Genomic DNA, 24,531 nt, shown 5'->3' with positions numbered 1-24,531 from the left:
CTGAAGGCTCCAGTACGGTATGGGCCGCATCGGGCGCGACACGAGTGATCGGCCTCGTGTTCGGGCCCTTGACCGTGGTTGGTGGGGTATGGGCGGCCGCCTTGCTATACCGCTACGCTGGGCCCGACCAGTAGGCTCGCATTCCACGCTGGCGCAGTGCTGCTCTTAGTTGCTGTGGCAGCGTGGGGTAGGAGTACGGTGCGGCGTGTCCAGGTTGCGCCATGGCCCAGTGTGAAGGAGACGTTGGTGCGCGTGTTGACGGCGACATCGCGAACGCAAGGTCAACGCGACAATGACTACCACTGGTGCGTGGAAGGCGAGCTGGTCTTCGCCGCCCCGTTCGTGTGCGACGCGGACGCGGCCGATCCTAACGGTGGATGCGGCTGTGGCCGCGGCTTCGCAGGATTGTCGTCGATGAAGGCGACAACGACCGCGCAGGTTCGCGACCTTGACGTCACCGAAGCTGGTGTTGACGTGGCGGTCCGTTCGTACCTTGCGCAGGCGGGCTGGGCCGCGCAGATGACCGAAGGCGACCTCGCGGCTTCGGTTACGGTCACGATCGCGGCGGCGGGATGGTTTCCTGCCGGCACGGTGGTGGAGCGGCGCCTTGACGACGTGCGGGTGCGCATGTGAGCGTCGACGCTGACACATCCGTTATCACCGGGCTGCTCCGCAAACGTGGTAAGCGCTTGCGTCACTCGTCCCCGCCGTTGACGAGTGCGAAGTCGACAACGGTCCAACGGTCGTCCCAGTCCACCGGGGCTCCTGTGGCAGCGGCGAGCGCGAACATGTCTCTGAGGTTTCGCGTCCACCCGGTGCGGCCTGGCGAGATAGCTTCCGGGTCGTGCCCAGCGACGCAGTCCGGGATGGAGGAAAGGCCCTCGTGCGTGCAGACGCGGGTGACAGCCACGGTCGCCTGCGGCGCGTGCGTGCCGGGCCCGGTCACAGTGAACGTCGAGCCTGGCGCCAGGTCCGCGACCCACGGCAGGGCGCCAGTGTGGAGCACGAGCGCGGTGGCGCGGCCGTGCAGGACACGGTTTGCACGGCCGGTGCGGAGCGTCAGCGCCGGGCCAGACGTATCCATGGCGCCTCCTCTCCAGAACGACGTATGGTCGCAGTTCTTCCCTGTGAAACTAGCGGATCAGCGTGCGGTTCTTCGACCGGTAGGCCGGTACTGGGCGTCGTATCGGTCCTCGAAGTACCCGGGCGGGAACGGGTCCGGTTCCCGTTCGGCGGGGACCGGCTCGTACTGGGCGGGGACGGACGGGCTCTACGCCATGACAGCTCGCTTGATGACGGCTCCGGGAAGGTCATCGACGTGCTGGGGCACGAACGTGGGCGCGCCGTATCGCCAGCCGACGGGTCGCAAATGGCCGCGTTTGACGAGCAAGCCCACATGCACGGGGAAGCCGACGCCGAGCCGTTCCCAGAAAGCATCCCGGTCAAGCGCTTCAATGAGCGCTGCTGTCCCTTCCCGGCGGTCCGCAGTGAAGCTCCACGGCGGCAGGTGCCCGAGCCTCATGCGGCGTCGGTCTGCTATGTGCGGCACTGACGGCGCCGCTGCATGGTGGCGACGTTGATGCTGACGCGATCGCGTGCGCTCCGTTTGCGGCGAACGCGCACCGCATGCTCGTGCCGGACGTCATGACCGGCGGTTTCGTCGTCGGTCAGGTCGGCAATGCGGTTGTTCCAGGTTTTGTCGACGGAGGGGCGTCGCGTCCAGGTTCGGCAGGTGCGGTCGTCGTCAGGTGTGCGATCGGGCCAGGCCGCAGCAAAGCGCGGAGGGCATTGAGTGACAGCGGCGATCACGGCGGCCGGGTCATGCGGCAACGGTGGGAGCAGCGGCGTGAGGCCAACGCGACGGCGCGTGGCAGGGAGCGGCAACGACTGGCCGGCGGCGCGGTGCCGTGCCGGATGAAGGACTACTGGGAGGCCTGGCATAGCGGTGTCGTTTGAAGGGCCGCAAGAGAACGCTGCGGCGTCCATGCCTTGACCATACTCGTTGGCGCACTCAGGTACAGGACCGTGTGCTGCTGTGACAGCCACACTGACTTCGAAGGTTGCGCTGCGTTGAGCGCGCACCGGGCGCCGGGGCGTTCACGCGGTACCCGCCTTCGCGCGGCGGCGATCCGCTCGATCGGCGGTGCGCGACGGTGTTCACCAGTAGCCTTCGATCATCTGGTCGCGAGACTCCTGGGCGAAGGGTTGGGGCCGCTCGTGGCGGGTACGCAGGCCTGGGCGCAGCGATCGGCCATCGCCGCGCTCGAACTGAAGCGATGAGCGGCTCGGACCGGCGCCACCGCACGATGACGACGAGGCAACGATGATCAAGCAGCTACGGGACGTTCCGAGGATCGAGCACGAGACGACCGGTCGGGGATCTGCATCGGGCCGTGTTCGCGCTGGACAGCGCCCCGGGGTGATGCGATGACAACCACTGGGCCCGGCACCGATCCGTGCCTGCACTCGCCGAACCGGTCCGAGACGGTGTCACTCCGCGCGCCCCGGTCATCCGAGGACGCGCCGATGACGGAGGCCCCGGCTGCGCTTCGCCGGGTCGTTCCCGGCACGGTCGGAACACCGATGGCGCCGATACGGCCACGGGGGCCGTTGAGCGCGTCCCTGTGCGCGGTGCTGGAGCGCCCGTGCCCGCCGCCGGATGAAACGCCGCCGACCGGGCATCTGCACCGTGTGGCGACGGCGGCCCTCGCAACTACGGAAGATATGGCCGAGGACGAGGACCTCCAGTTGTCCCTGTTCCTGCTGTATGGGCTCGCGTACGGGTCCCTGCCCTGGCTGGACGCCGCATGGGAGTGGCACCCGGACCTGATCGCGACCCGCGCGCTGCTGGAGCGCGCGTTCGAGGCGCAGATGCGGTCGGCGGTGACCGTCGAGGACCCGCCGCGAGCGGAGCGGGAAGCGGTCGCGGCGTGGCTGTTCGCGGCGACCGCCCCGGGGCCGGGGCCCGACCTGGCGCGGTTCGTCGCCAAGTCCGCGTCACGTGAGCAGGCCCGTGAGTTCCTGATCCAGCGCAGCATCTACACGCTGCGCGAGGCCGACCCGTACTCGTGGGCGATCCCGCGCCTGACCGGCAGGGCCAAGGCCGCGCTGGTCGAGATCCAGTCGGACGAGTACGGCGGCGGTGACCCGACCCGGGTGCACGCGACGATGTACGCGCAGGCCATGCGCGGCGCCGAGCTCGACGACCGCTACGGCGCCTATCTCGACGACGTCCCCGCGCTCACGCTGGCCTCGCAGAACCTGGCGTCGATGTTCGGGCTCAACCGGCGAATGCAAGGCGCGCTGGCGGGGCATCTGGCCGTCACCGAGATGACCTCCTCGATCCCGAACCGGCGCTACGGCGACGGGTTCCGGCGGCTGGGCTTCGGCGCCGAGGTCACCGCGTACTTCGACGAGCACGTCGAAGCCGATGCCGTCCACGAGCAGATCGCCGGCCGCGACCTGGCCGGGGCCCTCGCCGAGGACGAGCCGGCCCTGCTGGAGGACGTCCTCTTCGGCGCCCTCGCCTGCCTGCGCATGGACGGCTGGGTGGGCGACCATCTCCTGAGCGCCTGGCAGGACGGCCGCACGTCCCTGCGGTCGGCCCCGCAGGAGGCGATCCGGCCCTGACACCCCGGCATCCCGACAGCGGCACTGGACAGACGGCACCACACCCGACAGGAGGCCACCCATGCGAGGCGACGACCCCGTGACCCTCACCGCCTGCCCGGACGGTCCGCTCATCGTCCGCGGCCCCGCGACGTTCCAGGGCGAGGACGGCGAGCCGGTCGACCAGCCCCGACGAACGGTCGCGCTGTGCCGCTGCGGCGCCTCGGCGATCAAACCCTGGTGCGACGGCACCCACAAGCTCACCGGCTTCACCACCGGCCACGACGACCCCCGGTAACGCCGCGGCCGCACCGTCGACACCACGCCAGTGCGTGTCCAGGTTGCGAGCCGCAGGGAGCGCGCCATGCCTGAACCGCGTCCTCGTCCCGGGCGTCGTCGGCGCCGATGGGGAACCTCATAGGCACAAGAGCTCGCTACTGATACGACGCACACGACCACATTCACAGGGGACCCATGGAAATCACAGAGAACACAGGCACCAGAAGCGTGCGAGAGGCGAAACCGATGATGCCTATCGGCGCAGGGCCGATCGGAAACCCAAGTGCTGCAAGCAGGGTAAGTTCGTACGAATGGAGGACCATGAATCCGCTTCATGGTGGAGATTGCCGTCCGGGACCACGCGACCGCGTCCGCAGCGGCTTTCACTCGTTGAACATGTTGTCCCAGTAGCTCTCAACGAGGCAATAAGTCATGCTTGCAAACGGCCCCGTGCCGCATCAGCGCGGGTATCGATACCCCGCGGAGCGTCGTAGCGCATTATGACCGATTTGCGCCTATGCTGGTGTTCGGTCTTGATCCCGGCCAGAAGCTTGTCGAGTGACGTCCGTAGACCGCGGTATGCATTCGGCAATGTGGGGAGTCCCTAGGGCTGCAACCTGGAAGGGGACTCCCCACCCTTGCCCCCGTCATGTCTGGCATACAGCACCATACAACGGAAGAGCGAGTCCGGCTTTCAACGAGTGCTGCAGTGTCGTCGAACGATGCAGGGCCATCAAGTGCAAGGTCCGAACTGCACGGCGGCCGAGGGCAGGCGCGCCGCTGCTCGACGATCTACGCAACCGACACTGACGGCCAGCTCGTGCGCAACGAATGTGATGCACCGCTCGGGCACGCTTGCACGTTCCTTCCAGCTCCTGCGCTGGCCGACTATATTCTTCCAACGACCGGCAATGAGCTCACGACACGGCCTTGTCGTAGTTTCTTGACACGGTCTGGTGAGAACTTCGCCATAGCCGCTAATGCTGTCACCATGTCGGTGCGGCGGAACGGGTTTCTCTGGCGGGGCGAGAGTGCCGGTGCCTCCCGCCCTGCGACCCTTACGGTGTGTGACGAAATTGGAGCATCGCGGCGGCTACCGTGGCGGCAAAAAGCATTAGCACCGCTGTGGTTGCCTCAACGCCGAGATAGGCGAGGCCGAACGTGGAGGCGAACACCACCGTTGTCGAACTCGCCTGACCGGTGATGTTCACCTGTCGACCGAGAGCAGGAAGGATCGTGTTCGCTCCGGCATCGTCATCGCCGGAGGACGCGCCTGGACTGCTCGCGCTGCCGGACAAGTCGATGGAATATGAGAATTCGCATTGTGGATCGGTTGTCACGTGACGTCCTTGGGTTATGCGCTGTGCGCAAACGGACCGCGGTATGAGTTTGACGATCGACCACCACTTCATGGCAGGTCGCTCCCCAGTCGGCGCGGGCTGCAAGGAACACGCGACTGGTAAACCACAGCGTACGGCTCACATCGACAATGACCGCGTATCCGAGAACCGTCGGCGTGTCGCATTCCTGTTTGCCGGAGTGATGCGTCTGCGCTGCATGGCATGTGCGGCATTCCATGCGGGCCCTCAACACGCTGCAGCGCAAGGTCTCGCCGACGCATCCTGGCGATCGAGGGGGCGAGGATAGTGGGCGCCTGGCATGCAGCGGCTGTATAACCCTCGGAGGAACAACGAGCCCTGCGCCTGCTCTTTGGACCGAAGCGAACCGTCGGCGGCTCCGGTCAGTGATACACTACGGGGGTCTTGTGCCGCTGTCACCAGGGCACTCACTGGTGCGATGCCGTCAGGCTCCCTCAAGCGCCTTGCGACGGTGGTATCGATGGAGGGATCGCCCCCGGCACGGCCGTGACCGGTGATCTACCTGGCCGGGCCCGTCAGCGGCAGCATGACCCCCGCCTGCTGATCGAGGCGTCGTCGGCGTTGAGCGAGCAGGATGCGTGTTGCGGTCAGGTTCGACCTGGGCACGCCGGTTTCGTGGCCCCCAGGTAGGACCCGGCGGCCACCAGCAGCCCGATGCCCCACAGTGTATATCCCGGGACGACCGTCAGGACCCACCAGGGCGGGAATGCGCCGAACTCGCCACGGACCAGGTATGTGCCACCCACGAGTCCGAAGTAGGCGACTAGCCCGCCGCCCACCATGAACGCCGGTATCAGCACGATCCAACGGGGCACGTCGCGTCCGGCGAGCGGCGCGACCCACCGGGGCCAGATCCGGCCCCACCGGTGCGCGAGGGCAAGCGGGAGGAGCGATCCGGCGGCGGCGTACAGGAGCAGAAAGACCAGGCCCACCGGTGCCGTCGGCGACCACGGCAGTCCCGCGGCCAGTTCGGCGGCGAGCCGGGCGACGGCTCCGGCCAGCGCGCTGTACGCGCCGGCGTACGCCCACCACGGGGCGGGATCGGTCCGCGGCGCGCCGGGATGGGCGGCAGACAACCGTCCGCACCGCGGACAGGCGCCGCGGGCGCGGCGCAGGGCCGCGATGGCGCCGAGGAGGGTGAGGACGCCGCAGGCGACCCCGAGGCCGCGGATGAGGAAGCCAGTCCAGTCGGCGGCGGTGAACTCGCCGAACAGCATCGACACGAGATCCAGGGCGAACATGAACGAGTAGAGGACCATGCCGGCCCCGGCCACCCAGCCGAGCACGGCGACGGCCCAGCGGTGGCGGGTCCGGTCGAACAGCAGGTTCGCGGCCAGGGCGGCCGCGGCGAGGGCGACGGGGGTCCAGGCCCCGGGGATGAACGATTCGCCGAAGGAGTCGAAGCGCGGCGCCCCCGCGACGGCCCACCGCACGTGGATCACGGCGTACACGGCGAGCAGGAACGGCGTCAGGCGTCTCCATGGCATGAAGCCAGTCTCATAGGGGCCGGGCGGACCGCGCCTCACCCGCCGGAGGGACCGGCGTCCCCCATCGAGGTGACGGCTGCAGCCGGGTGCGCATCCATGGCGGGCGATGCGGTCCGCAATGTCCCGCTCGCGCCGCGCGCGATGACAGTCGTGGATCACACGTAGGTCTGCCGGTCCCCGTAGTCGGCGTTGGCGCAAGGGGCCCGTTCCGTTGACGGTAGGCGTTGGAGCGTGCGTCAGTCCTTAACGAACGGGCCTGCTACCGCGTCGAACCAGTCGAGGAACTCGTCGACGGTGCCGATCTGTTTGACACGCTGGTGCAGTGCGGTCTGGTCGTGTCCGGCCGCAAAGCGACCCGAGGCGAGCAGCTGGCCGCAGCCGCAGCCGCAGGGCTTGTGCCCGATCGGCGAGTCGAAGTAGCGGATCGGGTTCTGAGTCGAGGGGACCGGCGAGGGCTTGTTGACATACTCGTCATAGACCGGGTGGCCGGGGTTGAGCACGTTTCCTTCGATCGCGCTGCGTCCGTTGACGGTTGCAACCAGGCGACGGATCTCGACGGCTTGGCGGACGAGGTTGTCGAAGGTAATGAGTGCGTAGTGCTCGCCTGCGGCGCGCTCGCCGAGTTTCCAGCTGCCGCGGGCGACTTCGTAGAGTTCGCCCGAGCCCATGCCCTCGCGGTAACCGGTGCGGGTGCGGCCCAGCTCATCAGGTTGATCGAGGGCGTGGTCGTGCTGGATGGTGATGATGATCAAGACCCCTCCAAAAACTCGATACTTTAGGATCCTAGGATCCTAAAGTATCGAGCACGTGGTCGTCAAGTCCGCCTCTGCGCCTCATTCGGCGAGAGCGATCATGAGCCGGCAGGACTTGTGGCCGGTTTCGCTAACGTGGCCTTTGAAGATCAGCCGGAGTGGCGGGTCGTGCGGTGCGCGGGGGCGGTCACGGGCTGGTGGCGGCGTGGAGGACGCGGACAATATCGCGCAGCTGCTCGTCGGTGGCTTGGCCGACAACCGCTTTGATCACTGAAACCGGGACGGTATGGACCGCTACGGGGATGGCCAACAGGTGCTCATCGGCGGCATCCACACCGATGGCGTGCGGGAAGTGGGCGGCCATGGTCGTCGATCGCACTACGGTGCAGAGGATGACGACGTCGGAGGCCTGGTGCAGCATCGAATTGGAGATGAGGACGGCGTAGCCCTGCGTGTCGCCGCGTTGGATGACGGCGCCGCGTTCGGGCGTCACTGCGGCAGCTCACCCTCGGTGGTTTCCAGGGAGGCGCGGTAGTCAGCGCCCACGGCGGCCGCCACATCGGGGTGGGCCAGGACGTCGCCCAGGCCGGCGAAGGGGTTGTACGCGGCGGCCAGACGCTCGACGACGTCACCCAGCGATTCGCCGTCCTGTTTCAGGGTCTCCAGGCGGTCACGGACCGCGGCATCCACACGAATGGCCGTTTGCATGTATACACGTATACGTCACCTCGGGGCTCGTGTGCGGTGAACCAGCCGGACATGCAGCAGTCGAACGCACCGCACCACCGGCCGACACCATGAACTACCGCGCAGCACCCACACCGCTGCATACCCACGAGATCACCCCTGATGACACCGCCCTGTGCGAGACCTTAACCGGCTTGGAAGCCGCCGACGACCGCACGGTGGCCCTGTCCTCAGCGAAGACGATCACCGGCGCTGCAATGCGCCGCTGAATCCGCGGCAACGAGCATTGACTCACGCTGGTCGCACGCTACTGAACGATACGGTTGTCCCGCTGCCCGCAACCGTGCCCGACATATAGTGACCAGTGGACGCCATCACGAGGCCCTGACCAGCGCCAACACTCCAATGACCGGGCCTTACATGGAAACTGCCCTCATACACCTCCGCTGAGCTGCACTGCAACAGGCGTACGGTGTCCAGTGGGCACCATCAACCAAGTGATCGCGCACCAGGGGATGTCGGTGCCGGTCCGTAGACTCAGGCCCGCATTGCCCGACCGAGCGAAAGACCACGATGAGCAGCGAACGCGTCTACCAGGCCGACCGGATTATTCAGGACCGCACCGGCACCAGCGTGCTCGCTTTTCTCGACCGGTTGGAGCCCGTGTCCGGGCAGGCTGCCCGAGTGCTGACACAATCGATCATGGACACGTACAAGTTCACGGTGCGCACCGAATATGAGCTGCTTGAAGCGGCCGCGGGCGACCCCAACCAGCTCATCGCCATCGAAGCGCACCTGCGGCGCGAACCAGCTAAGAGCTTCCCGGCCTTGTTTAAAGGCGCGTACGACGTCGCACCGTCAAAGACGGGTGTGCTTCGTGCCGCGCACGAAACTGCACTCGCGGGCCTGGTGAACCTCCTCGACGCGGCCCTGGCGCTCATGACCGACCACGAGTAGGCCGCGCCTCGACCGTGGTGGCCCCCGCGCCTGAGCGGTTTACGCAGTGTGAAGCAGTTGCTCGACTTCGCTCATGCGATGCGCCACGCGCGCTGAGCCTGCGGCAGGTCCAATGGCGGCGAGCACCGCGCGGGCCGCATCACGGTCACCGGTGCGTGCGTACCCTTCGGCGAGCCACGTCCGATACAGGCCCACTTCGCGGACGTGCTCGACAGGGTAGGTGGCGATCGCGGCCTCCAGCAGCGGCGCAGCCCGATCCGGGGCGCCGAGGGCAAGGTGGACGCGAGCAGCCATGACGTTGATCTCGGTGCGGTCGAGCCAGTACGTCCACGCGGGCGCCGGATACCCGGCACGGCTCTCGTAGGCGTCGTCGACAGCATCGAGCGCCCGGTGCGCGGCGTCGCGTTCACCGTTGCGGGCCGCGGCCCATGCGACCCGTTCGCCCAGGAGGGCACGCACCAGCGGCGGTGACTCGGCCGCGCCCATGAGTGCCGTCTGCGCCAGCAGGAGGCCGTCGCCGCCGGCGGAGGTCACCATGTACGCGAGGCATGAGTACAACTGGGCGGCGAGCCCACGGTTGCCAGCGGCACTGGCTGCGGCCGCGCCGTCGAGGTAGTACTGTTCGGCGCGGTTTCGCACCCCGAGGTCGGCAGCGAGCCATCCTGCCATTTGGCTGAACTCGCCGTAGAGTCGCAGCAGGTCGCGCCCGGTCGCTTCGGTGTACGCGGCGTCGTCCAGGAGGGCACGGAGGTCCCGTGTCTCGGCGGCGACCACGGGAGCGAGACGGCGTGCGGGCACGGTGTCGTCAGCGCGGCGCAAGTCGCTGATGCGCCGGTCGAGCACCTCCACGGTTGACCGGCCGACGCGGCGGCCGCTGGCACGATGCACCGGCAGCGGTGCGGTGTCGAGGCCGACGAGCCAGCGGTGGGCATCCCGCAGGACCGTCTCGGCAATGACAGGCGGCCCGGTCAGCCACGCCGTGAACGCGGCCGTGCCGCAGAGACGGTCGAGCCCGGCGGCGAGGTTCACTGACAGGGGTTTGCGGCCGCGGCGTACCGCTGAGAGGTTCCCCAGGTCCCAGGGGATCTGCCGGGCCGCTTCAGACAGGGAGTACCCGCACCGGTGCAGGTGCGCATCGAACACGCTCATCAGGTCGCGCATGGACAGGGGTTCCTTGTGCGGGTGCAGGTTCGGCAAGGGTCGACAAGTGGTGCGTGACGATAGGTCTCGTCCAGGATAGACCGGTGCGGCGTCCACAGGCTCGGCTCCGTGTGTGCGGCAGCGGCCAACGGGCGCCCATGTGGGCCGCCGTACGCGGATCGGACGGCGGCCCGTTTCAACAAATACACTGCACCACCATGGCAACGGCCGAGCGGGAATGTCCGTAGGATGCGACATGACGCCCTGTATGCCGCACCTGATGAAAGGACCCTCCTCATGGGCCGCACCACCCCTCTGTTTCGCGCCCTGAACGTCATGCTCAAGCCGACGATGGGCAGCCGCCGTCACCCGATTCGTGCATGGCACGACGCCGTCGCCAAAGCCGAGCAAACGTCCGGTATCCCCGTCAGCGCCAGCGAGCAGCAATGGATTGACGACTACCAGTTCCTCATCAACTGTGTCGCCGAACTGCCGCACTTGAGCCCCATTGGATGGCAGGCGACCCTCACCGAAGGCACCGCCCGCCTCGCGAACCGGTTGCGCATCCGTGCACTCCACGACGCCGACCCGGCGATCGGCGCGGCCCCGATCGAACAGCCGATCTTCGTTGTCGGCCTGCCACGCACGGCAACGACGCTCGCGCACCAGCTGCTGGCGGCCGCCACCGGCTGCCGCGGCCCGCTCGCGTGGGAAATGCAGCACACCGACCTCGAACAGGACGCCGCCACCACACGCGCGCGCATCAAGGCAACGGAGCGGCAGTTCGCGGTCACGAAATGGGCGCCCGACGTCGCGCACGTCCACCCGGTCCACGCCACCAGACCCGAAGAATCCCTCCTCCTGCTCCCCCAGGGCCTGTACCACACGATCCTGCGCGGCCCCATGAGCAACTACCGGGACTGGTTCCTCGCCCGGGATGCCACCAGCGACTACCAGTACCTGCGGGCCGCCCTCCAAGTCCTGCAGTACGAGCGCCCACCGGCACGGTGGGTCCTCAAATACCCCATGGACGTGCAGCAGATCCCGGTCATCCGGCGCGTCTTCCCCGGCGCCGTGTTCGTGTGGACGCATCGGGCACCGGTGACCGTCATGGGGTCGCTGTGTTCGCTCGCGGACCTCATGCAGTCGATCTACCAGTGGAAAACAGACCGGGACGCCATTGGTGCGTTCTGCCTCGATCTGATGGTGCGCGCGGTGAACGCGGGACGGGACGCCCGGCAGGCGCACCCGGCTGACATCGTCGACGTGCCCTACTACCGGCTGGTGTCAGCGCCCGAGCGGTACATTCCAGAGCTGTACGCGCAGTTGGATCTGCCGTGGACGCACAATGACGGCGAACGTCTGGTGCACGTCATGGAGCGTACGGACAGTGTCCGCGACCGGAAACACGAATACAGCCTGTCCGCGTACGGTCTTGACAGCGACACGGTCGAGCGTGCCTTCGGCGACTACTCCCGGTGGACAGCGGCACTGGACGCCTAGCCGCCACTGGGGACGTCTCGCGGCCCGGTGCAAGCCAGTGCGTCGTGGCACGTTGCGGCGGACGGTGCCTTCTCCCACCACGGCCGCCGTACGCGCCAACGCGGACGCGTTGGCGGCGGCCGCATGGAAGGCACCGTCATACCACTCTCACAGCGCCCGATCGGCTATGGCCCCACACCGTCAGCCAGGGGGTGTCCGGAACTGCTGCGTTCAGGTTGTGCCTCCGGGGTCACGCCGCGTGCGCAGCGTCGAACTTCGCGACGACGGCCTCAGCGATGCGACCGCGAGGGCTGACATCGATCTTTTGCTGCGCTGCCCAGGCGCGGATCGCGGCGTTCCGGTCGCGGTTGGTGCCGGGGGTTTTGCGAACGGGTGCAGCGGCGGGACCGCGGGTTTTACCAAGGTGGATCTTGCCGAGCCGGGTGCCTGCTTCACGGAATTTCTCCAAGTTCGCATACAGCTCGCTGGAGTGCTTGACCGACAGGTCGATGCTGTACAGCTGACCGTCGATACCGAACTCGATCGTGCCGTCCGCCGGACTGCCGTCGATGTCGTCGAGAAGGAGGACCTGCGTTTTCTTTGCCATGGTGGGCCTTTCATAGTCAACGGTGAAGGGTCTTTCCCATTCAGGTATGGAAAGCATCGTAGCGGCCACACTGCTTCATGTCATCTCCAGTAGGTCACGCAGCGGGCATTTGTGATCGTTACCTCGCAATGCAACCAAATATAATCCCTTTTCGTTGCCGCAGGATCGTGTTCGCCACGCGCGCAACAACATCCGCACCCCGCAGCGCCCGATCGAATAGCACACCACACGTCAGCACGCCACTTTACGGCGCTCGGACCTATTACCACCACCGTTCACATCCAGCCCCACCTGACCGATACGATGCCGGTCCCGGCACCAGTCCACGACGCCCCTGCCCACACGGATCACCGCCACCTACGACACCGCCGCACTCATGGCAGCACCGCATTGCCCACATCAGGTCAACACCGGCCATCCCCCAGCGACAAGCGGGACGCACCGATCAGCAACACCCACACCGAGGCCGCCAACGGCACGGCATCGCCGCACACGACCACTGTCGACGGTGACCGCGCCAACGAACACCACTCGTACAAGGACCACACATGCACGACCCCCACACGCCACCCTCCAACACACCCCACCCCGCGTGGCCGGCACCAGCGCCGCAACCCCGCTACACCGCCATCGACAAAGTCACCGCCTGCTTGTTCGCGGTGGCGATCACCGGCGCCCTCATCGGCGTCGCCGAAAGCCTCCGGCGACCTGAACACGGCATCATCACCGCACTCACCTACAGCAGTAGCAACGGGCCCGCATGCACGTACATCGGCCGGATCATGACCTGCACCAATCATCTCGACGACCTCGGCGCCGACGATGCCCTCGGCAACGAATTCGCCAACGAGTACGACCTCGACAGCCACGGATGCCACCAGGTCGCATTCCGCTCCCCCACCCACTGGTTCACCGGCTACGACTGTGTCAGCGAAGAGCAATGGGACCAGCTCGACATCGGCGACACCTACACGCGGCAATGACACCCGCCCCCTGCCGGTGATACAGCGGTTGCGGTGGACGGCATCACCCCAGCGCTCTACCGTGCAGGCATGAAGCGACGACTACTATTCGGCGCCGGTGCAGCCACGGCCACCGCCTTGATATGGCCCACCGCTACACGGGCGCATGCAGCACCTACACCCACCGACCTCGACACGTTCGCGGCCGCCGTAGCCCGGGCTCGCCAACGCTTGGAGGCGTCCCGGCTCAACGACCTAACCACAGCCATGCCAGGACTCCTGGAGATGGCGCAAGCAGCGATGGCCACCAGCCGCGGTGCGGATCGGCCAGTCGCAGCCGGACTCACCGCACGACTGCTCACGGTCGCCGGTCACGTCGCCTACCGGACGTCGGACGAAGCCGCCGCAGGCGGTTACGCCCGCCAAGCCAGGGCGTTCGCGGAGGAAGCCGCAGACCCGGTAGCGCAAGCCGAGGCTGACCGAGTCGCCGCCGTGGTCGTGCGCCGCAGCGGCAACCCCGCAGCAACCGGACTCATGACGGCAGCTGCGGACCAGCTCGAACACGCCGCCGGCCTCGTGACCCCCTTGGCGATGGCGGCATGGGCGGAAACGATCTGTTCGGCCGCGTACACCGCAGCTGGGTTCGGTGCGCTTGATGACGCCGATGCGCTGCTGCACGCCGCACAGGCACGCCTGGAGGCGGCCGACCCGGCCCCGTTCACGGTGAACGATGTCAGCGTGTTCGCCATGTCCGCGGCCATGAACGCCGGCACTTACGATCGTGTCCTTGAGCGTGCCGCACGCGTCAACCCCGAACGGTTGGGAAGCCGACATCAGTGGGCGCACTTCCACAAGAGTGTGGCGATCGCCGCTGAGGCGTCCGGTGACCATGACCAGGCCGTGGCCGCGCTCGCAGCGATCGATCGGGTCGCGCCTGACTTCCTGATGTATCGGCCGTGGACGAGCACGCTCGCGCAACGTCTCGGGGTAACCCGATCCGGCGGCACGTCACCGCTGGTCCAGCGGCTCGCGGTGTGAGTTGAGGGGGAACGGTTCGGGCGAGTGGCTGCTGCGCCCTGGGGCTGGCAGATGCCACGCCCGCAGCATGCGCGCTTCAGCACGTCCGACAAGCACGCCTGCGCCGCGGTCTCACACGAGCAGCGGCGAACCGGGCGTTCCCGCTGACGTGATGGCGGCCTCGGGGTGACAATGAGCCTGGAAGTACCCGAGTACGAGCAGGGAGCACCGTATGAGCTGGGCACCGGTCCTGGTCGGCGGCGACCGTCGCATGTATGTCAGCGCCACCGGCGACCTCGTCGAACTGCCACGAGAAGCCGCGCAGTGCCACACCCGGGAGGAGGCCGTGCAACATGCGATCGACGCCCGCGACCGGGAGCGGTCACGGCCTGCGGCCGACCAGTGGATCCTTGACGTTGACGCCGAGGAGATCGCATGATTGGTCAGCAAGCACGCCAACGCCGGGGGTGATCGCGCCCGACTGAGGGTCGCGTGCGCACGGGCGCCGACAAGGCGAACCGCATCGGCACCTGCAGCACGGTCGGCGTCAGCTCAGGCACGCCGACCGCGGTGACCGCCCGCGCCGTCGACACCGGCTCACGGCCGACCGCCGCCACGGACACCGTGCCCAAGGCTGCGACGGCACCGGTCGCCTCGACCGGGCCGGCATGGCCCGGTCGAGGCGTCCATTCCCGTCACGGCAGTCGCGCCGAACCCTCGCTACGATGTGGCCCCCGACGCGAAGAGGTGTCATGACCGCCCCAACCCCGCCCGATCGCAACGGCGACCTCCAGTCGCACGCCACCGGCCCGGACGGCAATCAGGCCGTATACGCCACCGCCGACGTCCTCGTCGGCGTCGACCGCTCCGGGAAGGAACGGTGGCGGTACGACTTCGGGCCGCGCGGCAAGACCATGGGGAACACGCGGACTAGTTGCGTCTATAGCGGTGATGGCGCGGTGGTGTGGCTGTACCGCCCCGACATGTATGTCGGCCGCAGCGAGACCGACCGGTGGATCGCGCTCGATGCCGCCACCGGCACCGTCCTCGGCGAGGCGGCACTGCCGGTTCCCGGCGGGCACGGCGCGATCCACTACCCGCATCCCGATGGCGTCCACATGCTGCTGGACGTCGGTTGCGGCCAGGACGGGACCTACACGTTCCTCGGCCGGATCAATCGCGGCCACCTTGACTGGTCGGCGTGGCCGACCGCTGCGGCGCCGATGTTCGGCAATCTGAGCATCACCGATCTCTCGGCGGACGGCCGACACGTTCTGGCCGTCAGCTTCGACGACGGCGCGGTCACCGTCATCGATTTTCCCTCCGGCACGGTCGCGTGGCGACTCGACCTGGCGGATTTCGGGTTCGACCTGGAGCGCGACCGGCTCGAGACCGTCTTCGTGTGGGATGCACGATTCTTGGACGAGCGGACCGCGTTGATCGCGTGCAACGGCGAGACTGGCGGCCTTGACGAGGATGACGACGAGCCGGACTGGGCGGCATCGGGTGTGGGCGAGTGCGCCGATTACGTCGCGTTCCACGTCGTCGATGTGGCCTCGCGGCGTCTCCTGGGGCCCGCGGACGCGACCGGTGCCCGTGACGGTGACCGGCCTCGGTTCCTGCCCGGCAGCTGATCGGTAGTCGAGTCCAGGACCGAGACGCAGCGGTGGTGTTCGCGTCGCCGTCCGCGGTCGGGCCCTCCCCACGCACCGGTGGTACTGACGCGACGGGTTGCCTAGCGCCCCTGGTGGCCCCGATGGCCGGTCGCTGCCGCGGTGATGATGCCCGCGAACGGTAACAGGTGGGCACCCGGTCGGGCCGGGCTGCGATGATCGGCATCGTTCACCGGCGCTCAAGCGTTGCGTACGTGGACCGTATCACGGGCGAGGTCGGCGGCAAGTTCGCTGATCGGACGTGCTTCAGTGGCGGCAACCTGCTCGACGCAGGCACGGTACAGGTCGGCGAAGGTGCCCGCGTCGGCTGTTGCCGGTACGGCGGCAGCGGCGTCGTTCACCCGATGGTGCCACATGTGGACGGCGGCCGCGGACTCGTGGTGGGCCGTGACGCTGGGGGTCCATTCGTGCGCGGCGAGGTAGGCGGTGAGCCGGTGGAGGGCGGCCGCGGTGTCGGCGGGGGTGACGGCGTGCTGGGTGATGCCCGACCGGATGAGGGCGCGTAGGACGGCGGCGGGGTGGCGTCCGTGTTCGGTGCTGATGCGGGTGACGTCGGTCCTGGTTGCTTCGTCGAGGACGCGAAGGTCGTCGGCCGGGAAGGTGCGCTGCATGCGGGTCCTTGTCGGTCGGGTGGCGGTGCGGCGTCAGCCTACCGCCGGGTCTGGGCGGCGGTGGTCATGGTGTGCGCCTGGCGTTCACGGTGGTCGCTGCTGTGGGCAGGTGCGGGCAGGTTCCTTGTCGTGCGCGCGGGTGCGCGTTACGGTCCGAGCACTGATGTTCCATAGGGGAGGCGACGTGGATCAAGCGCGGATCGATGCGGCGCTCGCGCGGTTGTGCGATCCGACGCCGTTGGTGGCGGACGGGCCTGCAGTCGTGGTGGGGCTCCTTGATCAGCTGGCGGCGGCGATCGGGAATTCGGGAGAGCGTGGGGACGGGCTGCGGTCGTATGCGCATTCGTCGCCGCCGATTGACTTGGGCGCGTTCGAGCTGTGGCGTCAGGTTGACGCGGGTGTGCGTGATCTGGCGGCGTGGTGCGATGTGGATGCGGGTGCGGTGTGTGCGGGGCTGGACCGTGTCGCGGCGCTGCGGGCGTTGCTGCGTGCGGCTGCGGCGCGTCTGGGAGGGAAGGGGCCGGAGGGGGTGCGGTGGTTTGGTGCGTCGGTGGACGCGTGGGCGGAGCGGATTCAGCATCTGTTGAATCCGGCGCGGTCCGTGCGGCGGATCTGGGGGGCGGTGTGTCCGCATTGCGAGCAGTCGATGATGACGAGTTGGGTTGATGACCAGCAGTTGCGTGTGCCGGCGATTGCGTTGGTGCCGGAGAGTGCGGGTCGGGCGGCGGCGTTGGTGTGCGGGGCGTGCGGGTGGGCGCGGCGGGTGCCGGTGTCGGGCGGCGGGTGAGCGAGCGGGGTGGTGTGTCCCGGTGCCGGCGGGACCGTTCGGGTGCGGGCTCAGTTGGTGTGGTGGGTGTGGTTCGGGGTGGTGGCGTCGTGTGCGGGTTCGTCGGTGAGGTGGGCGGCGAGGATGCGGCGCATGCGGCCGGTGACGTCGTCGAGGTGGTCGAGCCGCTGGCGGGTCTGGTCGTCGAGGTGGGATCGGCCGGCGAGGTCGGCGATGGTGGCGTTGACGGCGTGGAGGGCTTCGGTGGTGCGGTCGAGGTGGGTGTGGAGGGTTTTGGATTGGTTGGTGAGGTCGTGGAGGAACACGTGGTGTGCGAGGACGAGGATGACGGCGACGATGGAGCAGGCGAACAGTCCGCAGAAGATGGCGACGAATTTCTGTTGCTGGGCGGCGAGGGCGCACACGAGGAAGATGATCGAGGCGGCGCTGGGGAGGGTGATGAGCCAGAGTCTGCGGGGTGGTGGAGTGTGTCCTGTGATTGTCACTCATCGAACACGTCATACCATATGGGAACGTTTGCACATGTGATTGAACTCTCAAGCATGTGGTGGTCGGTGGCGGAACGCCCAGTCCAGCAACGACAGTGCTTGACGCTCGTACTCCTGTCGTTCCGCAAGAGACAGGCCGGGTTCGGCGAGCACGTCCTCGAACGCGGCGATGGCGGCGCGGACCTTCCGGGAACGGCGGTGCAGCGGGGTCTCGACATAGCCGAAGTGGATCAGGACCGGCCCCGCGTCGAGGCCCAAGCCGCAGCAGAACGCTTCAACGCTGCGGTCCCGGGGCCGCGGGCCGCCAGCCTGGCGCCATTTGGAGATCACCGGACGCAGGATGCCGGTCAGGTCGGCGAGGTCGCTCAGGGTGCGGCCGTGCGCGGTGCGCTCGCGGTCGCAGACGGCGGCGATCCAGGCGTTGATGTCCGGGCATCGGCGCAGAAACGCTGGGCCCGTAGGCGATTCGGGCTCGTACTGGGTTGCCCCCTGCGTCATGATCTCGTATCCTCGTTACCCTTGTAACTCTTCCGGCTTCGAGAAACGCTACGCCTTGATGGCGGTTCGCCGTGCCCGCAGTCGGGTGACAGCGTCGATGAAGTGGAGTGATTCATACTTTCGGCCGATACTTAACGACGAACCGGGTCATGCATACTCGCCCGATAAGCGGTAGCTTTGTAACCCTTGAACATCTCCCTTGTGGCCCACCAGGTCCGGCAAGACCGGACCACAAGGGAGACGTTCACTTGATGATCGGGCGCGCCTGGACAGCCATCCGCTGCGCGCCCGGCACCACCTCGAGACGACGAGAGGATGCCGTGACCGTTTACTTTAGCCGACCCCAAGGGGTCACTGGACTGTCACATTCGCGACAGCAACCTGTCACTGCTGCACAACGGGGAGGCCACGCGTGAGCCTGACCCGTCACGACCGCATCTCCAGCACCGGGAAACCTTGGCATTCCTACTACCTGGACGGACGCCACGTCCCCGGTGTGACCACCATTCTCGACAAGACCTTCGCCAAACCGGGCCTGGTCGACTGGGCCGCCGCAAAAGTCGCGGATGCCGCCTTCGACGCCTACGACACCACCGGGGACCTGCGGGACCTGTTCGCCACCGCGGACGAACTCGCAGCGGTCCCCGAGCAGTACAAGCGGACGGCCGCCGCGCGCGGCACCCGCGTCCACCGCGCCGCCGAGCGGTTCCTACGCGGGGGCACCGGCGGCATCGGCGCACCCGACATCGCCGGGTACATGCGCGCATTCCTGGACTGGCACAACGAAACCAGTCCAGTGCCGGTCCTAATCGAGCAGCCGTTGGCGAACCGGACGTGGCAGTACGCCGGCACCGTTGACCTCATCGCCGACATCGGCGGCGTCCGCACGCTCCTGGACATCAAAACCGGGCGTTCACTGTACGTCGAGACCGCGCTCCAGTTGCACGGCTACCGCGACTGCGAGGTCTACGTTGACGCTGGCGGCAGCGAAGCTGCCGTTGCCGACCTGGGCATCGCGGCCGTGAGCGTCCTGCATTTGCAAGACCACGGCGGCTGGCACGTGTACGACATCACGACCGGTCCTGAGGTCACCGAGGTCATGCATGCGCTCGTGTGGCTGTATCACACGCTCAAGGGCGTCACGAGAACGGATTGGGTCGGAGTGCCGGTCCTGTCCGGGTTCGCTGCGGAGGTGGACGCGTGAGTGATGACGTCATGACCACCGCCGATCCGGCGCTTGAGTCTGCGACCGGTGAGCACCCGGTCGACGAGGCGCGCACTGCCGACCGTGCGGAGACGGTCGTGGCCGTCCTCGACCGGCCCGAGGCGCAGGCAGTCCCCGAGGCGGCGTCGTTCGCGGGGCCGTTGTCGCCGATGGCCCGATGGGTCGCCGACGCCTCCGACATCTACCGGATGGCCGTCAAACTCGCGGCCACGTCCTTCGTTCCCGACGCGTACCGGAACAAGCCGTACGAGGTGACGGCGGCGATGCTGACCGGCCTTGAACTGGGTATGCAGCCCATGGCGTCGATCAGGGCGATTGTCCCCATCCAGGGCACGCCGACGCTCAAGGCCGAGTCGATGCGTGCGCTCCTGCAAGCCGCAGGCCACCGCATCCAGGTCGTTGAGGCGAGTCCGAAACGTGTGGTCGTGCACGGGTGGCGCCAAGGCGAGTTCGACGTGCCGCCGCATGTGTCGGTGTGGACGATCGAGCGTGCCGCGCAGCTGCGGTTGACGGGGAAGTCGAACTGGCAGAACATGCCGCAGAACATGCTGGTTGCTCGGGGCACGAGCGAGTGCTGTCGTTTGACGGCAGCGGATGCGCTCGGTGGCATTCACTACTCCACGGAGGAGATGGAGGATGTCGCGTTCGCGGAGAAGCCGAAACGCAAGTCCCGGGCGAAGGCGTCGGCGCCGACGGTGCCGCGTCTGGCGCTCGCGCCTCCTGGTGCTGGCGTGACCGGTCCCGGCGAACCGGACCCGGGCACGCCACCGGACCCCGAGTAGCGACCGGGCGGGCCTCCCTCAGCCCGCCCCCCGCAGCCGCTTGGTCTGACGCCCGGCACCCTCACGCCGTGCACGCCCTTCCCGCTTTGCGGGGCTACCTGTGTCCCTTGACGTATCGGAGCACCCTCATGTCCCACACACTTGCACATGCAACCCGAATCCGCACATCGATCAAGCAAGCATTCATGCCTTGCCCTGCCCGCCAGCACGCGACCCACACCGCATGAGCCGCGGACCCGCTCACCTTGCCCATCTTGTTCCCGGAGTACCCATGAACCCCGCACGCATCAAGGTCTACCCCCAGATCGGGCACTGGTTCGCCGAGTGCCCCTGCAACGCCTACTGCAAAACCACGAGCATGTCCGGTGCCTACGGCTGGGCGTGCGACCACCGCGACGAGCACCGCGCTGCCAGTGCGCGGGCCGCCGCGCCCGGACCGGCGGACTTCGACGCCACCGCCCACATCGTCTACGACGCCGACGGCGTCCCCATCGAGGCCCACGCCGCTCCCCCGCCCCGATTCGTCGACATCGCCCTCGGCCGCCCCATGGACACGCTGTCGAGCATGCCCGCGAACCTCGATACGGTAGCGGCGTTGGCGGTGGGCGCGTGAACGATGACCTGCCGCAGCTGCGTCGGTTCCTGTTCCCCGTCGCTGTGGACCTGCCGCTGTCGCGGGCGCAGACGCGGGCGCGTGACCTGCTGGCGTTCGCGTGCGCTGATGCCGGCCTCGCGCTTGAGTGCGAACCGCGGTGGGAGGTGACCGAGTCCGGATCGTCGCGTGAAGGGCTCGCGATTGCTACCGCTGTGGTCGGGCCGGTCACTGCGGATGAGGCCGGGTTGTCGGAGGCGGCGCTGCGGGAACGCGGCCGGGCCCGGAAAATCTGGTCGAAGTCGCGGGCGGGCGGCCGGAAGGCGTTGATCCAGGACGCGTTCGACGCGGACTGGACGGCCGCCGAAACGGCTCGCTGGTTCGGCGTCAGTGTGTGGGAGGTGTGCCGGTACTCCTGGCCTGCCACAGTGGAAGCCGGAGGCCTCCATGTCCTGAACTGACCTGCGACAACAGGTGACCGGTACGCCTGGCGTTGCCCAATTGTTGTTGCCGCGCAGCCGTATCCGGCGATGTCGCGGCGGTGGTGAAATGTAGACTGGGAGACCAAGCGAGGGCCAGGTGCTCCAACACCTGACCCTCAATGATCGCGGAGACCAGAGCATCCGAGCACTACCCCGCGAGACGTTGACCGACCGTCACGGCCTTGGGCCGAGACGTTCGTATAGCTCTATGCTACCGCTTCGCGCTGCGCCCGTGCAGGCGCCGCCGATGCTGTGCGCTAGCGCGCAATGTCGCTGTGGTCTCCCCAAATGTTGAGGAGGCCTATCATCATGCAGTTGTACCTGACCCTGTGGAGCGAAGCAGTCACCCTGTCTGCTGCCGCTGGCGACGACGACATTGTCGTACCCGCTCCCGTATCGGCAGCGTTGACGCTCACGGGGAACGCGACCGCGCTCGGCGTGTACGCACTGCTCGTACACCGAGTCGCCGCCGGCGAACCCGTCACGTTGGACGCGCTCATGCACGTCGTCAGCGCGCCACCAGAGGCTCGCGAGCGTGTCCATGCAATCGTGCAGTTCCTGTTCGACCTCGCGATGATCCCGGCGGTCGTCGCAGCTGAAGCGGGCGCGTCGGTTGCGGGACGCGAAGCGGTGCACCCCCAATGAGGCGCGGTGAACTGAGGAGGCATGGAGGCCACCCCGCAGGGGCCCCGTTGCTCCTTCCCCAAGCGGCGCGGTCCCGAGTCAATATGAGGGGAGGCAGCCAGTGACCAGCATGGACACCACTCCCCCCGGCTTGGACGCCAACGCGCTCGAAGCGTGGGCACTGGACCTGTTCCACCAGATCATGGACCTTGAGGCCGAGCGAGTGTACCTGCGCGAGGAGGCCCGCCTGTACCTCGCGGACCGTCCCGGGCACACACTCGCCGCCGTCCCAGGTGTGCTCGCGCTTCAGTACGCCGTCACCGCGCTCATTGACGAAGTTGACGAGTTGCACGCTGCCGCAGACGGAGGTTCGCAGTGACCACCGGATCAGCCATCGATGTGCACGCGGCAGGCACGCTCCGACAGGGCCGCAACGGGAACCCATTCGGAAAAATGTTCCTGTGGCTCGCCCTGCACCCGGCCGTTGACGCGCCAGCGGCCGCTATTCACGGGCTGCTGTGCTCACTCGCGCGCGATGACGGCGAGACCACGATGCCGTCCATGGAGCAAATCGGCAAGGCGTTCAACATCAAGTCCCGCACCACCGTCCGCAAGTACCTGCAGCAGCTTCGTGATGCCGGCGGACTCGATTACCACCAGCGCCGGACGGCGGACAACTGGAAGACGCGAAACATCTACACGGTTCACTTCGACCCGCCAGAGGACTTCGAAGGGTTCCGAACGTGGAAACGGTGGCGTGAGCACCACTTCCCCAAACCTGCTCGCCCTGCCGATGTTGAGGGTAAAACTCCTGGTAGTGGCAACGGTCAAACATTGACCGACCATGGTCACGAAATACTCGACCATGAGCAGGAATCGCATCACATCACTAGAGCCCATGACGTAGAGACCACTTCCAGCGATGGTGTGTGTGTCGACGACTCCGCTGCCGCTGCTGGCACGTTCCCGACATCTGGCGCCGATACGGACCGTGTGGCAGCGATCCGCGCCGTCGTCCGCGGCGTGTACAGCGCGCCGCAACGGGCGAGGCTCACCAAACCGGAAGAGGTCGCCGAGATTCGCGCCGTCACGGGTGCTCTCCTCGACCGCGGCTGGACGGTGGACGCGCTTGTTGCGCAGCTGCGGCAGCGGGTGACGTGGAATTCGCGAACGGTCGCGTTCGGGAAGAACCTCATCCGCGCGCTCAAGGACATGGGACCGCTCGAGCCGAACAGTGCCGTTGTGGACGAGTTCGCTGATCCTGATGAGCCATCAGGCGACGATGACGACCGTCCGGGAAGTGCGGCACCCGTTCCGTACGACGCGCCGTTCCTGGCGTTCTGGGCGGCGTATCCACGACGCCGTGACAAGCAGGCAGCGTGGGACAAATGGACGCAGCGTATCGCAGAAGGAGTCGACGCCGAGGTTATCATTGCGGGCGCGGCACGGTACCGGGCTGAGCGCGACGGCGAGGACCCGAAGTTCACGAAGCATCCGAAGACGTGGCTGCACAACCACTGTTGGCAGGACGAACCCGAACGGCCTGCCCGAACCGGCCTCCCGGTCCGCGAATCGCTCTCGGCCCGGCGGAACCGAGAGATTGACGAGGCCGTAGCGGCCGTCGCCGCTGAACTCGCCGGGCAGCCGTTCACCGACACGGGGCCGGGCTGGGACGGCACCGTGATCGACACTGACGGTCGACCCACATGATCAGCCTTGACGACGTCGGGAACCTCCTGCGCCTCCTTGCACACATTGACGCACGCACCGTCGACCGCGACGACCTCAAGTTGTGGCTCGCGGCCCTCCAACGCGACCGGGTCACATTCGATGAAGCCCACGAAGCAATCATCGAGCAAGTCACCGTCGAGCCGAACGTGCGCGTCAACGTCGGCCATGTGGTCTCCCGGGTGCGTGACCGCAGGCGCCTGCGGCGTCGCCCCAGCGGCGCCGGCATGGCCTTGCAAGACGCCCTCAGGGCCGTCCCTGCCGACGCACCCGACTACCAAGCCCGCGTCATCGCGTTGCTGCGCCACCCCGGCCCGCCCCCTGCCCGCGCCGCCGCGCGGGCTCCTGTCGTCCGGACCGGACCCGAGGCCGCCGCCGCACGCGCACACCGCGGACGCGCCCTGGTTGACGCTGCGCTCGCCGAACACCGCAAGGCCGCCACGGCGAACACCACCGATGCACCCAGTCGCCACCAACACGCTCGCCAAACAACAGCGGCCCAACATCGGATGCAGCAGGCCTACAGCGGCGACCCGCAACCGCTGACACGCACGGTTGCCAAAGCAGCAGCGCTCCTCCAGGCCCGACGACTTCGCACACCCGACGAGACCACCGACGCAGCAGCCGTGCACACCACTGCGACCGCCTCCTGACCGTGCACACCCCGACATGAAGGACACCAC

The 24,531-nt window shown here is 67.6% G+C and carries 32 protein-coding genes; 19 read left to right on the top strand and 13 right to left on the bottom strand.

Features of this window, described 5'->3' with window-relative positions; translation table 11 throughout:
- Window positions 1–246 precede the first annotated feature (246 nt).
- Window positions 247–633 (top strand): DUF7715 family protein, encoded by a 387-nt coding sequence (locus tag LO763_RS22385; protein WP_230789141.1) that lies wholly within the window; start codon window positions 247–249, stop codon window positions 631–633.
- Between the two features lie 61 nt (window positions 634–694).
- Here the strand turns inward: LO763_RS22385 and LO763_RS22380 are convergent, their stop codons facing one another.
- The 3 genes from LO763_RS22380 to LO763_RS22370 all read right to left on the bottom strand — a co-directional run bounded on the left by LO763_RS22380 (window position 695) and on the right by LO763_RS22370 (window position 1,986).
- The gene (locus LO763_RS22380; protein ID WP_230789138.1) at window positions 695–1,084 is read right to left on the bottom strand and encodes a hypothetical protein; all 390 of its coding nucleotides are present in this window, start codon (window positions 1,082–1,084) and stop codon (window positions 695–697) included.
- 186 nt (window positions 1,085–1,270) lie between these two features.
- Window positions 1,271–1,522: a hypothetical protein gene (locus LO763_RS22375; protein WP_230789135.1), complete on the bottom strand. Its 252-nt coding sequence runs from the start codon at window positions 1,520–1,522 to the stop codon at window positions 1,271–1,273.
- 14 nt (window positions 1,523–1,536) lie between these two features.
- Window positions 1,537–1,986, bottom strand: coding sequence for a hypothetical protein (locus LO763_RS22370; RefSeq protein ID WP_230789132.1), 450 nt, complete (start codon window positions 1,984–1,986; stop codon window positions 1,537–1,539).
- A 738-nt stretch (window positions 1,987–2,724) separates the two neighbouring features.
- Between LO763_RS22370 and LO763_RS22365 the strand changes: the two genes are divergently transcribed.
- Together LO763_RS22365 and LO763_RS22360 are read left to right on the top strand one after the other, a co-directional pair.
- Window positions 2,725–3,630: an iron-containing redox enzyme family protein gene (locus LO763_RS22365; protein ID WP_230789129.1), complete on the top strand. Its 906-nt coding sequence runs from the start codon at window positions 2,725–2,727 to the stop codon at window positions 3,628–3,630.
- A 61-nt stretch (window positions 3,631–3,691) separates the two neighbouring features.
- Window positions 3,692–3,907 carry a CDGSH iron-sulfur domain-containing protein gene (locus LO763_RS22360; protein ID WP_230789126.1) on the top strand — a complete coding sequence of 72 codons (216 nt, stop codon included), beginning with the start codon at window positions 3,692–3,694 and terminating at the stop codon, window positions 3,905–3,907.
- 1,039 nt (window positions 3,908–4,946) lie between these two features.
- On the opposite strand, the gene LO763_RS22355 is transcribed toward LO763_RS22360, so the two are convergent.
- From LO763_RS22355 to LO763_RS22335, 5 genes are all read right to left on the bottom strand, one after another.
- The gene (locus tag LO763_RS22355) at window positions 4,947–5,228 is read right to left on the bottom strand and encodes a hypothetical protein (protein ID WP_230789124.1); all 282 of its coding nucleotides are present in this window, start codon (window positions 5,226–5,228) and stop codon (window positions 4,947–4,949) included.
- A gap of 626 nt (window positions 5,229–5,854) precedes the next feature.
- The gene (locus tag LO763_RS22350) at window positions 5,855–6,754 is read right to left on the bottom strand and encodes a hypothetical protein (protein WP_230789122.1); all 900 of its coding nucleotides are present in this window, start codon (window positions 6,752–6,754) and stop codon (window positions 5,855–5,857) included.
- 236 nt (window positions 6,755–6,990) lie between these two features.
- The gene (locus tag LO763_RS22345) at window positions 6,991–7,506 is read right to left on the bottom strand and encodes a hypothetical protein (RefSeq protein WP_230789120.1); all 516 of its coding nucleotides are present in this window, start codon (window positions 7,504–7,506) and stop codon (window positions 6,991–6,993) included.
- 187 nt (window positions 7,507–7,693) lie between these two features.
- Window positions 7,694–7,999 (bottom strand): hypothetical protein, encoded by a 306-nt coding sequence (locus tag LO763_RS22340; RefSeq protein WP_230789118.1) that lies wholly within the window; start codon window positions 7,997–7,999, stop codon window positions 7,694–7,696.
- Entirely contained in the window at window positions 7,996–8,214 is a 219-nt protein-coding gene (locus tag LO763_RS22335) for a DUF7557 family protein (RefSeq protein WP_230789116.1), read from the bottom strand. Before LO763_RS22335 ends, LO763_RS22340 begins: the two co-directional genes overlap by 4 nt.
- A gap of 89 nt (window positions 8,215–8,303) precedes the next feature.
- Here LO763_RS22335 and LO763_RS22330 point away from each other — a divergent pair, with 89 nt between their 5' ends.
- The gene (locus LO763_RS22330; RefSeq protein WP_230789113.1) at window positions 8,304–8,462 is read left to right on the top strand and encodes a hypothetical protein; all 159 of its coding nucleotides are present in this window, start codon (window positions 8,304–8,306) and stop codon (window positions 8,460–8,462) included.
- Between the two features lie 304 nt (window positions 8,463–8,766).
- A complete protein-coding gene (locus tag LO763_RS22325; protein ID WP_230789110.1) occupies window positions 8,767–9,150 on the top strand; it encodes a hypothetical protein in 384 nt (127 codons plus the stop codon).
- A gap of 39 nt (window positions 9,151–9,189) precedes the next feature.
- Here LO763_RS22325 and LO763_RS22320 read toward each other — a convergent pair whose 3' ends face one another.
- Complete coding sequence (locus LO763_RS22320) at window positions 9,190–10,311, bottom strand: NsdA family TPR-like regulatory protein (protein ID WP_230789106.1); 1,122 nt, start codon at window positions 10,309–10,311, stop codon at window positions 9,190–9,192.
- 276 nt (window positions 10,312–10,587) lie between these two features.
- On the opposite strand from LO763_RS22320, the gene LO763_RS22315 reads away from it, so the two are divergent.
- On the top strand, window positions 10,588–11,793 hold the full coding sequence (locus LO763_RS22315; protein ID WP_230789105.1) for a sulfotransferase family protein: 1,206 nt from the start codon (window positions 10,588–10,590) through the stop codon (window positions 11,791–11,793).
- A 229-nt stretch (window positions 11,794–12,022) separates the two neighbouring features.
- Here the strand turns inward: LO763_RS22315 and LO763_RS22310 are convergent, their stop codons facing one another.
- Window positions 12,023–12,379, bottom strand: coding sequence for a histone-like nucleoid-structuring protein Lsr2 (locus LO763_RS22310; RefSeq protein WP_230789103.1), 357 nt, complete (start codon window positions 12,377–12,379; stop codon window positions 12,023–12,025).
- A 548-nt stretch (window positions 12,380–12,927) separates the two neighbouring features.
- Here LO763_RS22310 and LO763_RS22305 point away from each other — a divergent pair.
- The 4 genes from LO763_RS22305 (at window position 12,928) to LO763_RS22290 (ending at window position 15,992) form a co-directional block, all read left to right on the top strand.
- Window positions 12,928–13,362, top strand: coding sequence for a hypothetical protein (locus LO763_RS22305; protein WP_230789101.1), 435 nt, complete (start codon window positions 12,928–12,930; stop codon window positions 13,360–13,362).
- Between the two features lie 264 nt (window positions 13,363–13,626).
- Complete coding sequence (locus LO763_RS22300) at window positions 13,627–14,379, top strand: hypothetical protein (protein WP_230789099.1); 753 nt, start codon at window positions 13,627–13,629, stop codon at window positions 14,377–14,379.
- A gap of 211 nt (window positions 14,380–14,590) precedes the next feature.
- Entirely contained in the window at window positions 14,591–14,797 is a 207-nt protein-coding gene (locus LO763_RS22295; RefSeq protein ID WP_230789097.1) for a hypothetical protein, read from the top strand.
- A gap of 313 nt (window positions 14,798–15,110) precedes the next feature.
- Window positions 15,111–15,992: an outer membrane protein assembly factor BamB family protein gene (locus tag LO763_RS22290; RefSeq protein WP_230789094.1), complete on the top strand. Its 882-nt coding sequence runs from the start codon at window positions 15,111–15,113 to the stop codon at window positions 15,990–15,992.
- Between the two features lie 218 nt (window positions 15,993–16,210).
- On the opposite strand, the gene LO763_RS22285 is transcribed toward LO763_RS22290, so the two are convergent.
- Complete coding sequence (locus LO763_RS22285) at window positions 16,211–16,642, bottom strand: hypothetical protein (RefSeq protein WP_230789093.1); 432 nt, start codon at window positions 16,640–16,642, stop codon at window positions 16,211–16,213.
- A 184-nt stretch (window positions 16,643–16,826) separates the two neighbouring features.
- Here LO763_RS22285 and LO763_RS22280 point away from each other — a divergent pair, with 184 nt between their 5' ends.
- Complete coding sequence (locus LO763_RS22280) at window positions 16,827–17,429, top strand: DUF7341 domain-containing protein (protein WP_230789090.1); 603 nt, start codon at window positions 16,827–16,829, stop codon at window positions 17,427–17,429.
- A gap of 50 nt (window positions 17,430–17,479) precedes the next feature.
- On the opposite strand, the gene LO763_RS22275 is transcribed toward LO763_RS22280, so the two are convergent.
- Both LO763_RS22275 and LO763_RS22270 read right to left on the bottom strand, forming a co-directional pair.
- Entirely contained in the window at window positions 17,480–17,914 is a 435-nt protein-coding gene (locus LO763_RS22275; RefSeq protein ID WP_230789088.1) for a hypothetical protein, read from the bottom strand.
- A 51-nt stretch (window positions 17,915–17,965) separates the two neighbouring features.
- A complete protein-coding gene (locus tag LO763_RS22270) occupies window positions 17,966–18,415 on the bottom strand; it encodes a helix-turn-helix domain-containing protein (protein ID WP_230789086.1) in 450 nt (149 codons plus the stop codon).
- A 412-nt stretch (window positions 18,416–18,827) separates the two neighbouring features.
- Here LO763_RS22270 and LO763_RS22265 point away from each other — a divergent pair, with 412 nt between their 5' ends.
- From LO763_RS22265 to LO763_RS22230, 8 genes are all read left to right on the top strand, one after another.
- Window positions 18,828–19,619: a PD-(D/E)XK nuclease family protein gene (locus tag LO763_RS22265; protein WP_230789084.1), complete on the top strand. Its 792-nt coding sequence runs from the start codon at window positions 18,828–18,830 to the stop codon at window positions 19,617–19,619.
- Window positions 19,616–20,422: a hypothetical protein gene (locus LO763_RS22260; protein ID WP_230789082.1), complete on the top strand. Its 807-nt coding sequence runs from the start codon at window positions 19,616–19,618 to the stop codon at window positions 20,420–20,422. The genes LO763_RS22265 and LO763_RS22260 overlap by 4 nt, the downstream gene beginning before the upstream one ends.
- 271 nt (window positions 20,423–20,693) lie before the next feature.
- Window positions 20,694–21,035, top strand: coding sequence for a hypothetical protein (locus tag LO763_RS22255; RefSeq protein WP_230789080.1), 342 nt, complete (start codon window positions 20,694–20,696; stop codon window positions 21,033–21,035).
- Window positions 21,032–21,475 carry a hypothetical protein gene (locus tag LO763_RS22250; RefSeq protein WP_230789078.1) on the top strand — a complete coding sequence of 148 codons (444 nt, stop codon included), beginning with the start codon at window positions 21,032–21,034 and terminating at the stop codon, window positions 21,473–21,475. The genes LO763_RS22255 and LO763_RS22250 overlap by 4 nt, the downstream gene beginning before the upstream one ends.
- Before the next feature lie 330 nt (window positions 21,476–21,805).
- Entirely contained in the window at window positions 21,806–22,141 is a 336-nt protein-coding gene (locus tag LO763_RS22245) for a hypothetical protein (RefSeq protein ID WP_230789076.1), read from the top strand.
- Window positions 22,142–22,250: 109 nt separating this feature from the next.
- On the top strand, window positions 22,251–22,499 hold the full coding sequence (locus LO763_RS22240; RefSeq protein ID WP_230789071.1) for a hypothetical protein: 249 nt from the start codon (window positions 22,251–22,253) through the stop codon (window positions 22,497–22,499).
- Window positions 22,496–23,830: an LvrA C-terminal domain-related protein gene (locus LO763_RS22235; protein ID WP_230789068.1), complete on the top strand. Its 1,335-nt coding sequence runs from the start codon at window positions 22,496–22,498 to the stop codon at window positions 23,828–23,830. Before LO763_RS22240 ends, LO763_RS22235 begins: the two co-directional genes overlap by 4 nt.
- Entirely contained in the window at window positions 23,827–24,501 is a 675-nt protein-coding gene (locus LO763_RS22230; protein ID WP_230789065.1) for a hypothetical protein, read from the top strand. The genes LO763_RS22235 and LO763_RS22230 overlap by 4 nt, the downstream gene beginning before the upstream one ends.
- Window positions 24,502–24,531: the final 30 nt, after the last annotated feature.

This window comes from Glycomyces amatae, assembly GCF_020991375.1.
GTDB classification, from domain to species: Bacteria; Actinomycetota; Actinomycetes; order Mycobacteriales; family Micromonosporaceae; genus Glycomyces; species Glycomyces amatae.
The sequence above is the reverse complement of the archived record's forward strand: the minus strand, read 5'-3'. Positions and strand labels throughout refer to the sequence as shown.